Raw genomic sequence first — 11,905 nt, 5'->3', positions numbered from 1 at the left:
GAATTGGAGCCCGCCGCCGAGCGGCACGCGGTCCGGGTAACCGAGCCGGTGAACGCCGCCTTGCATCGCTCATGCGACCCCACCCCAAGCGACCCCTGGAGATCGCTGAGCAAGGTTGCCGCCATATGGTCGGGTACGCCGGTCACGGTGTGGATGCTCCATGGATGTCAAGTGGCGGGCAGTCCTGTTCGTCGGGTCCGACAGCGTAGGCGGCAGGCATAGTCGGCAGGATGGTCAGGGCCACGCCGAGGCAGTGTGCCCGGTTCGGCCAGTTTCTCGGCCGCCTCACACAGCAGAACGACGCTCAGATGTCGGACCCGAGGATCACTGCGAGTTGGCCGCGCATCGATTCCAGCCGATTGCGGTAGTCGGCGAGCGGTTCCGCTCCCATCCCAGCATCACTGGCTGGCCGAGTTACCCAGCTCGAATGCGCCTTGCGCGGACCCGGAAGCACCGAGGCCACGGTGCTCGAGTAGATGCTCCCGTCATTGACCGAGGTCGCCGACTAACTCAGACCTGCAAGTGCTCCAAGCGATTTCGAACCTTCCCACCCGTCCTGCCTCTGCGCCGTACCAGCTCGAGGAGATGGTCGATCTCGTCGGGATCGACGTGCACACCGTCCGCCGAGTGCTTGCTCGTACTCCGCGGGAACGGCCGGGATGACGCTAGCCGAGCGTCCCGAGCCGACAACTGGCTAGGGCTGATCGGTCATTGGTGTGGCCATCTTCTGTTGTGTCAGGCGGTGTCGCGCAGGCTGGACAGGACCCGGATGGCGTCGGAGAGCGGGATCATGCGCTCGGGTTGTTCGGCGGCCAGGCCCATTTCGATGTACTGGCGGATCAGCATGCTCGCGGTGATGCAGTGTTCGGCGGCGGTCTCCCGAACGCGGTCCCGCAAGGCGGCGGGGAGCTTCAGGGAGGTGGTGACCATGCCGGTTTCGATCTCGTCGGCGGTCGGGGGCAGCGGCGGCACCGTGGCGGTGTCGTCGAAGGTCAGGCCGCCCAGGAATGCGGCGGCGTCCTCGGGTGTGCGCGGGTAGCCCTGGTCTTCGGGGTCGCTCATTGGTTGGCCTCCCATGCGTTGTACTCAGTGAGCTGGTGTTCTCCCATCGGCACGGCCATCAGGATTTCCCAGCGTGTGCAGGCCGAGGGCAGCTGCCGCAGGATGATGATCAACGCACGGTCATCATCGCTGCGGCCCCACACGGTCAGCACCGGGAGACCTTGGTCGGTCCGGGCCGGCCGTGGCCACCGGTGAGCCGAGTACAGGACTTCCATCACCTCCCAGGTCTGGACCTGGAAATGCTGGAGGAACTGTTTGGCTGTCGGTGACCACTCGTACTCCACACCACCACCATAATACCTCGGTATTACCACTGGCGGCGGTACCGGTCCTGCTGATCACGGGGGAAGAAGTCGAGCCAGCAAACATCCAGGCCCGTCGGTCCTCCCTCGGCCTGTGCCCTTCCGGCTGTCCGGAGCGGCGAGGCCCGGGCAGCGAATCGTTCGCCCGACGTGCCGATGAAATCCCTGTTCAGGGCAGAAGAAAGAACATCTAGCAAAGCGCCGGAACCCTGAAAAGACTGATTTCGGGGAGCGGTCCAGGCGTAGGTCGAAAGACTCGGGAACGGTCCTTGGCGTGATCGAAAGGTTGTTCGTGCCGATGACCCGCCCCAACTGAATCAACAACTGAATACGACACGTCCGATGGACGTGCTGCTCGACGCTGAACTTGGTGTGTACGCCGTTCGTGGATTGGCCGCGCCGGCCCAGCTCTGGTACTGGGTGCGGAAGCTGCAGAAGCCGTCGAACAAGGAAGGCATGTAGCACTGGTCCCGAACGCTGGGCACCTGCGGCCTGTTGGTGGTCTCGCCCGGGCACCCCCGCTACCGCCCGCCTGAAATCGATGAGTCGCCGGGTTCCGGTGATCCATGACTATCGCAGGGCCGCGCCTGTACCGTCCGCGCAAAGCGCTTCACTTGTGCGGCAACGCTTCTGGCGTCAGTGCCGCTGACTGCCGCCCTGCTTGCAACCTCGACGATCACCATCGTCACGACAGCGGCGGCAGACACGCCGCAGTGGAACGCATCCATCGCCAACGGGTGTGGTCTGGTCACCACAGCAGAGGCAGCTGGGATCTTCGGTGTGTCCGCGAGCGATTCGTCCGCACTCGACAGCGGAACATCCGAGCACGACGAGATCGGCATTCAATGCACCTACTCAGCGCTGAACACCCCAACCAAACACATGGTGAATCTCGCAGTGAACGGCACCGGCGGATTTACAGGCGGGAAGGATGCGCGGACCTACTTCACGGATTGGGTGGCAGAAGACGCGAAGTACTCACACGGCCAGGTGCCGAAGCTCGGCGATGACGACTTCTGCATCTTGTCGGTCGGTGGGAAGGCATCAACAACGATGCTGGTCGTCCTCGCCGGACAACGGGTGCTGACCTTCACCTCCTACGAGGCTCCCCAGACCTGCGACAGCCTGACCCGGTTCGCTCAAGCCGCCATGCCGAGGCTCAACGGCTGACCGACTGCCGCTGCGTCGACCGTCCTCACTGTGAAGGGACAATGGTCGTCACCATGCATCGGCGGCCTGGTGTAGAGCTGCCGCCGCGACCCCTACCTCGCGCAGGTCGAGGGAACCGCCACGCCGGGCGACATCGCCTCGGTATGGGGGCCGGGGCTGATCCGGGTCGACATCGACGGTCAAGCCCTCGAGCTGGCGTTTCGTCATGCCACGCCCGCCACCCTGGCCGTGATCATGCAGCCGTGGCAACCAAAAATCCAAGCTATCTGTGAGGAAACCGCAGTTTCTCGGTAACGCGTACTCACGATGATTCGGCAGCGAAGTCTGCGGGGGCGTCGTCGCCGACATAGGCCGACCACAACCGGCGGTAGGGGCCGTCGATCTCGAGAAGGTCGGCGTGGCGGCCGGTTTGCAGCAGACGGCCCTCGCCCATCACGATGATCAGATCGGCAGCGGCGGCGGTGGCCAGGCGATGGGCCACGACGATGGTGGTACGGCCCGCGGTGAGGACCTCGACGGCCGCGCGGACGCGGGCGTCGGTCGCCAGGTCCAGGGAAGCGGTGGCCTCGTCGAGGATCAGTATGTCGGGCTCCACCAGTTGAGCGCGGGCCAGCGCCAGCAGTTGGCGCTGACCGGCGGACAGGGCCGCACCGTGCGCGCCGATCGGCTGCCGGTAACCGTGTTCGAGAGCGGCGATCATCTCGTGGGCGCCGACCGCGCGGGCCGCCCATTCGATGTCGGCGGGTGTGGCATCGGGTTTTCCGTAGGCGATGGTGGCATGCACCGTGTCGCCGAACAGGAACGGTTCCTGCGGCACCACACCCAGCCGTTTGCGATAGTCACGCAACCGGTAGCGGCGGATGTCGACGCCGTCGACGAGCACGGCTCCATCGGTCGTGTCGTACAGGCGCGCAAGCAGTTTCACCAGGGTGGATTTGCCGGCTCCGGTTTCGCCGACCACGGCGACCTGCTGTCCAGGCGCGATTCGCAGATCGATGCCGGACAGCACGCGCCGATCGGCCCCCTCGTAGGCGAAACCGACACCCCGGAACTCGATCTCGCCTGCCAGCCGCTCGACAGGGCGGGCGTCCGGTGCGTCCGGGGTGGACACGGGCTCGCGCATCAGCACACCGAGGCGCTCGATGCCGACGACCGCCTGCTGGTAGCTGTCGAAAACCTGCGACAACTGCTGGATGGGGGCGAACAGCAGATCGATGTAGAGCAAGAACGCGATCAATGTCCCTGCGGTGAGCGCACTCTCGCGCACCTGGTGCACCCCGACCGCCAGCACGGCGGCCGTGGCGATCACCGACATGATCTCGATGAACGGGAAGAACAGCGCCATCAATGTCTGACTGCGCAGCCGCGCATCGCGGTAACCCCATGAGCGGCGGTCGAATTCGCGCTGATTGATCGCCTCGCGGCGGTAGGCCTGCGTCACCGCGATGGTGTCGACGTTCTCCTGCAGGTAGGCGTTCGCGGCGCTGACCTGCTCGCGCGCCAGGTTGTAGGCGGGTACCGACGCCCGGCGGAACGCGACCGTCGCGATCACCAGCACCGGCAGCAGCGCGAGCACCACCAGCGCCAGGCGGCCGTCGATCACGATCAGCGCCACCACCACGCCGCTGATGGTCAGCGTGCTGGTCAGCGCGACCGCCAGTCCCGTCTGCAGGAAAGTCGACAGCCCGTCCACGTCGGTGATCATCCGGGTCATGATGCGGCCCGCCAGTTCCCGCTCGTAGAACTGCAATCCCAGCCGTTGCAGCTGGGCGAAGACCTTCACCCGCAGGCCGTAGAGCAGCCGCTCCCCCGCCCGTCCGGTCACGCGGACCTGGGCGAGGGTGATCGCCCAGTCCACGACCACCACGACCAGCGCGGACGCGGCGGCCGCTAGCAGCACGTCGCGGGCTCCGGCCAGCACGCCGTGGTCGATGCCGTAGCGCACCAGGAACGGAATCAGGATCTGTGCCACGGCGTCGGCGGCGACCAGCCCCAGTCCGGCCAGCAGCGGCAACGCGAACGGCCGCAGCAGCCGCGCCAAATCGAAGTCCGGGTCCGGTGTGTGCGAAAAATGCTCGGGCACATCGGGTTCACCGGTCGCTGCGGGCAACCGCCCGATCAGGGCGCGCACGTCACCGCTGGGCGGGGCGCTCGACATCATGCCCCCGCCCAGGTGAGCGCCCATCGCCCCGGGCGAGCCGGCGGCGCGCCGGGCGAACGCTCTGGCCATCTGGTCCAGCGCACGTGACTCGTCACCGTCGGTCTCGGTGCCTGTCCAGAGTCCGGCGGTGGGAACGGTGTCGGTCACCGCGGTCAGATCGGCGGCGATACTCACCGGGTCCGGTGCGGTGAACAGGGTGTGGAACAACTCTGCGGAGGTCTGCAGATCGTGCAGAGTGCCGAGTTCGGCGACTCGGCCGCCGTCCAGCACTGCCACCCGATCGGCCAGTGCGAGAGTGGAGATCCGGTGTGCCACCACGATGGTGGTGCGCCGGCGCACCTCGGCGGCGATGCGGGCGAAGATCTCCTCCTCCACCTGGGCGTCGATGGCGGAGGTGGCGTCGTCGAGCACCAGGATCGGGGCGTCGGTGATCAAGGCGCGGGCCAGGGCCAGGCGTTGACGCTGTCCGCCGGACAATCGCTGTCCGCGCTCGCCGATGTGCGTGTCCAGGCCCTCGGGCAGCGCGGCGACGAATTCGTCGGCGGCAGCCAGGTACAGGGCGTGCCATACCTGTTCGTCGGTGGCGTCACGGCGGCCGTAGGACACATTGGCCCGCACTGTGTCCGCCATCAGCGAGGTGTCCTCGAAGACCATCGCGATCCGGCCGCGCAGGTCCGGCAGATGCCGGATATCGGTGCCGTCCACCAGAATTCGGCCCGCATCGGGATCGAACAGGCGGGGCAGCAGTTGCACCAGAATCGATTTGCCCGAACCGGCCGCACCGGCAATGGCCATCGTCTCCCCCGGCTCGACGGTGAGGTCGAGCCCGTTCAACACCGGTGGCTGTGCCTCGAAAGCGAAATGCACGCCATGGAACTCGATCCGAGGTGCACTGCTGGAGTCGCTCGCCACCTCGGCGGCCGGCGGCGGTGCGGGCGCCTCGCTCGGTACGGGCGTCTCGATCACCTCACGCACCCGCTCGAGCGAGGCCCTGCCCTGCTGGCTCACCGTGAGCAGCATGGAGAACATGCGGATCGGGGTGACGAACGAGCCCAGATACGTCATGAAGGCCAGGAAGGTGCCCAGCGTGATGGACTGCCCAAGCGCCAGCAGCCCGCCCACGACCAGAATCAGCGCCTGCCCCGCGGCCGGCACCGCCTGCATGACGGGGGTGAACCGGCTGGTGATCCGCGTGATGCGCAACCGCGACCGGTACAGGTCTCGAGCCGAGCCCGCCAGTTCCTCGAGCTCGTGCGATTCCTGCCCGAACCCTTTCACCACCCGCACGCCCGTCACCGCGGCCTCCACTCGCATGGCGACCTCGGCGGCGCGGGCCTGCGCGTCCCAGTTGGCGGGGAACAGCTCTCGCTGACTGCGCGAGGTGATCAGCCACAGCGCCGGAACCACCAGCAGCGCGATGACACTCAAAATCGGTGACATCGACGCCATCAGGATCAGTGAAACGGCCAGCAGCACCACATTGCCCGCGACCAGCGGAAGCAGTTGCAGGAACATCTGAATCAGCGTCACGTCGGTGATGGCACGGCTCACGACCTGTCCGGTGTAGAGCCCCGACCGCTGCCGGCCGTTGAGCCGCAGCAACGCCGCGAACAGGTCACTCCGCAGATCGTGCTGCACGTCCAGCGACAGCCGTGAGGACCCGGTGCGACGACCGTACCCCGACACGAACCGGGCGGTCCCGACCGTGAGCAGCACCAGCACCCACGGCAGCACCGAGGCTGCCGTGGTGGTCACGGTGTCGACCACATGCCGTACCAGCAGCGGCAGCACGGCCGTGCAGACGTTGGATACCAACGCACCGGCGCACGCGAGCAATACGGTGCGGCGGTGCTGTGCGCAACGCCGCAGCAGATAGCGAATCCACCCGTCGGCGTGGGTATTCGAGGTCGCGTCCGCGGAACAGCCAGAGCCCCAGCTCATCCCGCTACCACGAGCGCGCCGGCTCCGGAGAACTGGTTGGCGGGCCGCTGCAGACCGTAGTGCCCACGCAGCGTCGTCTCGGTGTACTCGGTGCGGAACAGCCCGCGCCGCTGCAGGATCGGCACCACCTCGTCCACGAAACGCTCCAGGCCCGAGGGCAGCACGGCGGGCATGATGTTGAACCCGTCCGCGGCGCCGCGGGTGAACCACTCCTCGATGGTGTCGGCGACCTGATCGGCGGTGCCGGTGAAGGTGTGGTGACCACGTCCGCCCCCGAGCCGGGCGATGAGCTGGCGCAGCGTGAGCCGTTCGCGCCGAGCGAGATTCACGATGAGGGTGAAGCGGCTCTTGGCGCCCTGGATCTCGTCCTCGGTGGGCAGTTCGTCGGGCAGTTCGCTGTCCAGGTCGAGGTCCTCCACCGGAATGCCCCAGGTACGGGCCAGCTGGCGCTTGGCGTACTCGGGTGAGATCAGCCGCTCCAGTTGCGCGTCCAATTCCCTGGCGTGCTCTTCGGTATCACCGATGACGGGCACGATGCCCGGCAGGATCTTGATGGTCTCCGGGTCGCGGCCCAGAGCGATCGCGCGACCCTTCAGGTCGGTGTAGAACGCGAGCCCGTCCTCGATCGTCTGCTGTGCGGTGAACACCGCCTCGGCGTAGCGGGCGGCGAAGTCCTTGCCGTCCTCGGAGGAACCGGCCTGCACCAGCACCGGATACCCCTGCGGCGGCCGCGCTACGTTCAGCGGACCCGCGACCTTGAAGAACCGGCCCTCGTGGTCGATCCTGCGGACCCGGTCCGGATCGGTGTGTATACCCGATTCCTTGTCCGCGAGGACGGCGTCGTCGGACCAGCTGTCCCACAGTTTCGTTGCCACATCGACGAATTCGGCGGCCTTCTCGTAACGCAGCCTGTGGTCGGGGACGTCGTCGAGTCCGAAGTTGCGTGCGGCGTCGGCGCCGGCGGTGGTGACGATGTTCCAGCCGACGCGCCCGCCCGATACCCAGTCCACCGAGGCGAAACGGCGCGCCAGGTTGAACGGCGAGTTGTAGCTGGTGGACGCGGTGGCGATGAGACCGATCCGCGAGGTCTGCACCGCGATGGCGGTGAGCAGGACGGTCGGCTCCAGCTTTCCGGCGGGGCGGCGGCCGGTATCGCTGTAGAGCACCGGACTGTCGGCGAAGAAGATCGAGTCCAGCTTCCCGCGTTCGGCGATGCGGGCCAGCTCCACATAGTGCTCGATCTTGGTGTTCGCGTGCGGATCGGATTCCGGCAGCCGCCACGAGGCTTCGTGGTGTCCGGTCGACATGAGAAATGCGTTGAGGTGCAACTGTTTCGATGGCATGGAGGGTTCCTTATCGGATTGCTGTGGGGACGACGCCCAGCGCGGACAACAGGGTGCGGCGGATGCGCTGGAACTCCGGTTCGCCCGGATCGCGCTCGGCCGGCAGGTCGATGGGCAGGTCGAGGGTGAGACGGCCGACGTCGAGCACCAGCACGCGCTGCGCCAGGGTGATCGCCTCGTCCACATCGTGGGTGACCAGCAGGACGGTCGGGGTGTGCCGCTGGACCAGATCACGCAGCAATGCGTGCATCCTGATCCGGGTGAGCGCGTCCAGCGCGCCGAACGGCTCATCGGCCAGCAGCAGATCGGGAGCTCCGACCAGGGCCCGCGCCAACGCCACCCGCTGTTGCTCGCCGCCGGACAGTTCCGAGGGCCACGCGCGCTCCCGCCCGGCCAGCCCGACCTCCGACAGCAGGGCGCGGCCCGCCGCGCCGCGGGCGCGCGGCTGCCCGTACAGCACGTTGGTCAGCACTCGCTGCCAGGGCAGCAGTCTCGAATCCTGGAAGACTACGGCGGTTTTCGCCGGCACCCGCAGCACACCGGAACCCTCGACATCGTGGTCGAGCCCGGCCAGCGCCCGCAGCAGGGTGCTCTTGCCGGAGCCGCTGCGGCCGAGCAGGGCGACGAACTGGCCCGGCGGGATGGTCAGGGTGATGCGGTCCAGGATGGTTCGCTCCCCGAACGACCGGATCAGCTCGCGGGTCTGGACGCCTAGGTCGAGATCGTTCGACGCCATGACAGCACCTTGCGTTCGAGCAGCCGGATACCGGCATCGGAGACGAGTCCGAAGACGCCGTAGATGACCAGGCAGACCAGGATGACATCGGCCTGCCCGTAGTTCTGGGCACTGGTCATGAGCTTGCCCAATCCGTCTGTGGCATTGACGGATTCGACGACGACCAAAGACAGCCAGGCGCCGGTGACCGACAATCGCAGCCCGAGGAAGAAACCCGGCAGCGAGCCCGGGATCACCACGCGGGCGATGAACTCCCAGCGCGAAACACCCTGTACCTCCGACAGTTCCACGAACCGCTTGTCGATGGCGGTGAGCGCGGCGTGCGTCTGCAGATACATGGCCAGCGCCACACCCAGAGTGATCAGCACGATCTTGAACGTCTCGCCGATGCCCAGCCACAGGATCATCAGCGGAATCAGCCCGAGGCTGGGAATGGCGCGCTTGACCTGCACCGGTCCGTCGATCAGCGATTCGCCCAGACGCGAAAGTCCCGCCACCACAGCCAGTGTCGTGCCGATCAGGATGCCCAGCCCGAGGCCGATCACCGCCCGGCGCAACGACGCGAGCACGTTGTCCCCGAGGGTGCCGTCTCGGACGAGGTCCCAGCCGGTGCCGAGCACGGTCCACGGCGCGGACAGCTTGCGGTGGTCCAGCAGCCCGTAATAGCTGCCCGCCGACCAGGCCGCGAGCACGACGACCACGCCGAGCAGACGCGCGAACGGCACCGGTTTCCGCAGTCCGAGGCGACGCAGGCGACGCCGCTCCACGAACTCCTCGCCCGCCCGGGGCGCGGGCACCGCGATACGGGGCAGCGCGAGTGTCATTGTGACTCCTTGATCCGGTACTGCGCGGGCACCGCGTCCGAGGCCAGCGATTCGAAGCGACGGTCGAACAGTTCACCGGCATCGAAGCTCTTACCGAAGTAGCCGGAGCGGGTCACGAGGTCGATGGTTTCCTGTTCCCATTTGATGGCGTCATCCCATTTCGCCGGGTAATAGGGCTTGTCGACGGTGCCCTGAATCCGGCGGGCATCCTCTGCGGAAACCTTCTGATCCTTCACGTAATACGCGTCGAGCCATTGATCCTGATGCTCCCAGGACCAGATGTCCGCCCGCGCCCAGATCTTCACGAATGCCGTGACCGCGGCCAGTTTCGCGGAATCCTGCAGCACCGCGGTCGGCGTCCACAAGATGGTCAGGGCGTCCACGGCCGGCGTTGCCACTGCACGTGCACCCTGATCACCGTACTGGGCCAGATATTTGGTGGTCTGCGGCTCGGCGAGCGGAGCGACATCGATTTGCCTGCCCTGCAATGCGGTGAGGAATTGCGGACTGTTCAACTCGACCAGTTTGACCTCGTTCAGCCCGATGCCGGCGGCCTGCAGAGTGCGCAGTACCACCACGCCCTGCGCCTGCCCGGGCGAAAAACCGATCCGCTTACCGCGCAGGTCGGCCAGGCTGTTGATGCTCGAGTTCGGTGCCGTCGCCAGTTGATACAGCGGCGTCGTGCGCACCTTGACACCGACGATCTTTGCGTCCACACCCGTGGCGTGGGCGTGGATCGGCGGAATTCCCGCATTGCTCGCCACATCCAGGGCACCGCCGCGGAAAGCTTGAATCACATCCGGCCCGGCGGAGACCACCGGCCAGTCGGACACGGTGAACGGCAGAGTGTTCGACTGCCCGGCGGCCTCCAGCGCGACCCGGGTCGTATTTACCGAAATGGACAATTTGGTATTCGGCGGCACACTGGTCGGCAGCGCCGCCGAAAGATCGGTGTCCCCGGCGCGGGTGGCACAGCCGGCCACCAGTACAACAGCCGCGACGGCAACCCCTAACCCGGATATCGCGTATCGCATTCTTTGCTCCTGATTCGACTGCGGCGGAGAGCATCAGGGAAATCCGGGCAGCGATGACAAGCGAGATCCTCGGATCGGACCGCGAGGACGTAATTTTCCATGTGCAGACTCTCGCGGAAACCATTGCGATCGGGCAACATTCGTTCGACTTAAAATAAATGCGAATCAAACTCGGGTACCTGTCGCGGCCGGCTCGGCAGTGGACACCACCGCCAATGGATCGGTGAACAGCTGCTGCAGCACCACCGCGCCCGCAGCGGTCTCCAGCACCCGCCCGAAGAACGACGACCCCGTGATGACCTCCTCGGGCCGCTCACAGGCCGAGAACCGGCGCACCACATCGAGATACGCCGCACGCACCCCCGGCACCCTGACCAGCGCCGGATCCACGATCACCACCGCGTCCGGATCCAGCAGGTCGATCACGACCGCGACCACCCGCCCCAGTACCCGGGCCCGCTCAGTGAACAACGTCTGCGCCGTCGTGTTCTGACCTGCGAGGGCGATGAGATCCGCAATCTGCTGTACCGGCAGCCCTGCCCGCCGGGCACGAGCCACCACCGCACGGTCGGTGCACTCGGCCAGCGCCGACTCCGCCGCGTCGCCCCCGACCAGACGCGTGATCGCACCCGCGGCCGACCGTGGGCCGTAGTGCACCCGCCCGTGCACCGCGAACGCCACATCGATCACATTGCCCGCGAACAGCAGCACCGTCGCCGCCGCACTCCGCGCATGCCCGAACAACTGCTCCGCGTGCACGAGCGCCCGGCTGTGACTGTCCAGCGTCACCGCCAGCCCCGTCTGCTCCGAGAGATACCGCCGCACAGCAACATTGCGCCAGGGCAAGGTGCCGTGCTCGACGACGGACCCGGCGGAGCTGTCCACCCAGCCGCCGATCGCGACACCCAGCCCGATGACGCGTTCGGTCAGCTCACCCCTCAGCCGCCGGACCTCGGCGGCGGCAGACGCCAGGATCACCTCCGGATCCAGGCCGAGATGCGGCACCCGATGCGAAAGCCGCACGGTTCCGGCGATATCCAGCACCGCGACCGTGCAATGGTCCGCGGCGATGTGCAGCCCGAGCACCACATTGCCCGCGACGTTCAGCACCAACGGCGAATGCGGGCGGCCCATCCCGCCCGGCCCGGCCGTCTCCGGTAGCTCGGTCAGCAAACCGGCCGCGGCCAGCGCCCGCACCTGCGAGGTCACGGTCGCCGGCGACAATCCGGCCACCCGCGCGATGACGCTGCGCGGCGCCGTGCCCTCGGCGAGCACGGCACGCAACACCGCCCCCGCGCTCTTGTCCCCGGTCACCATCGATTCCTCATCTCA

General features: G+C 67.0%; 10 protein-coding genes. 1 reads left to right on the top strand and 9 read right to left on the bottom strand.

The features are described from left to right. Positions 1-735: 735 nt before the first annotated feature. Together ACWEKS_RS47440 and ACWEKS_RS47435 are read right to left on the bottom strand one after the other, a co-directional pair. Positions 736-1,062 (bottom strand): hypothetical protein, encoded by a 327-nt coding sequence (locus tag ACWEKS_RS47440; RefSeq protein WP_379403333.1) that lies wholly within the window; start codon positions 1,060-1,062, stop codon positions 736-738. Beyond that, positions 1,059-1,346, bottom strand: coding sequence for a hypothetical protein (locus ACWEKS_RS47435; protein ID WP_452346272.1), 288 nt, complete (start codon positions 1,344-1,346; stop codon positions 1,059-1,061). Before ACWEKS_RS47435 ends, ACWEKS_RS47440 begins: the two co-directional genes overlap by 4 nt. Positions 1,347-2,003: 657 nt before the next feature. Between ACWEKS_RS47435 and ACWEKS_RS47430 the strand changes: the two genes are divergently transcribed. Next, entirely contained in the window at positions 2,004-2,534 is a 531-nt protein-coding gene (locus ACWEKS_RS47430; protein ID WP_452346271.1) for a hypothetical protein, read from the top strand. Between the two features lie 48 nt (positions 2,535-2,582). Here the strand turns inward: ACWEKS_RS47430 and ACWEKS_RS47425 are convergent, their stop codons facing one another. The 7 genes from ACWEKS_RS47425 to ACWEKS_RS47395 form a co-directional block, all read right to left on the bottom strand. Beyond that, positions 2,583-2,741, bottom strand: coding sequence for a hypothetical protein (locus tag ACWEKS_RS47425; protein ID WP_452346270.1), 159 nt, complete (start codon positions 2,739-2,741; stop codon positions 2,583-2,585). Positions 2,742-2,835: 94 nt separating this feature from the next. Continuing rightward, entirely contained in the window at positions 2,836-6,636 is a 3,801-nt protein-coding gene (locus ACWEKS_RS47420; RefSeq protein WP_452346269.1) for an ABC transporter ATP-binding protein, read from the bottom strand. After that, on the bottom strand, positions 6,633-7,979 hold the full coding sequence (locus ACWEKS_RS47415) for an LLM class flavin-dependent oxidoreductase (protein WP_452346268.1): 1,347 nt from the start codon (positions 7,977-7,979) through the stop codon (positions 6,633-6,635). The genes ACWEKS_RS47420 and ACWEKS_RS47415 overlap by 4 nt, the downstream gene beginning before the upstream one ends. Positions 7,980-7,989: 10 nt before the next feature. Then, positions 7,990-8,715 carry an ABC transporter ATP-binding protein gene (locus ACWEKS_RS47410; RefSeq protein ID WP_452346267.1) on the bottom strand — a complete coding sequence of 242 codons (726 nt, stop codon included), beginning with the start codon at positions 8,713-8,715 and terminating at the stop codon, positions 7,990-7,992. After that, entirely contained in the window at positions 8,691-9,539 is an 849-nt protein-coding gene (locus tag ACWEKS_RS47405) for an ABC transporter permease (RefSeq protein WP_452346266.1), read from the bottom strand. Before ACWEKS_RS47405 ends, ACWEKS_RS47410 begins: the two co-directional genes overlap by 25 nt. Further along, positions 9,536-10,573 carry an ABC transporter substrate-binding protein gene (locus ACWEKS_RS47400; protein ID WP_452346265.1) on the bottom strand — a complete coding sequence of 346 codons (1,038 nt, stop codon included), beginning with the start codon at positions 10,571-10,573 and terminating at the stop codon, positions 9,536-9,538. The genes ACWEKS_RS47405 and ACWEKS_RS47400 overlap by 4 nt, the downstream gene beginning before the upstream one ends. A gap of 165 nt (positions 10,574-10,738) precedes the next feature. Continuing rightward, positions 10,739-11,890, bottom strand: coding sequence for an ROK family transcriptional regulator (locus ACWEKS_RS47395; protein WP_452346264.1), 1,152 nt, complete (start codon positions 11,888-11,890; stop codon positions 10,739-10,741). Positions 11,891-11,905 lie beyond the last annotated feature (15 nt).

The sequence above is a fragment of the Nocardia sp. NPDC004711 genome, assembly GCF_053601595.1.
This window is presented reverse-complemented; position numbering and strand designations above follow the sequence as displayed.

Bases quoted from the DNA above. Each gene is read 5' to 3' on its own strand.
- ACWEKS_RS47420 (WP_452346269.1), bottom strand. From the start codon at position 6,636: ATGAGCTGGGGCTCTGGCTGTTCCGCGGACGCGACCTCGAATACCCAC.
- ACWEKS_RS47425 (WP_452346270.1), bottom strand. From the start codon at position 2,741: ATGACGAAACGCCAGCTCGAGGGCTTGACCGTCGATGTCGACCCGGAT.
- ACWEKS_RS47405 (WP_452346266.1), bottom strand. From the start codon at position 9,539: ATGACACTCGCGCTGCCCCGTATCGCGGTGCCCGCGCCCCGGGCGGGC.
- ACWEKS_RS47440 (WP_379403333.1), bottom strand. From the start codon at position 1,062: ATGAGCGACCCCGAAGACCAGGGCTACCCGCGCACACCCGAGGACGCC.
- ACWEKS_RS47415 (WP_452346268.1), bottom strand. From the start codon at position 7,979: ATGCCATCGAAACAGTTGCACCTCAACGCATTTCTCATGTCGACCGGA.
- ACWEKS_RS47400 (WP_452346265.1), bottom strand. From the start codon at position 10,573: ATGCGATACGCGATATCCGGGTTAGGGGTTGCCGTCGCGGCTGTTGTA.
- ACWEKS_RS47410 (WP_452346267.1), bottom strand. From the start codon at position 8,715: ATGGCGTCGAACGATCTCGACCTAGGCGTCCAGACCCGCGAGCTGATC.
- ACWEKS_RS47395 (WP_452346264.1), bottom strand. From the start codon at position 11,890: ATGGTGACCGGGGACAAGAGCGCGGGGGCGGTGTTGCGTGCCGTGCTC.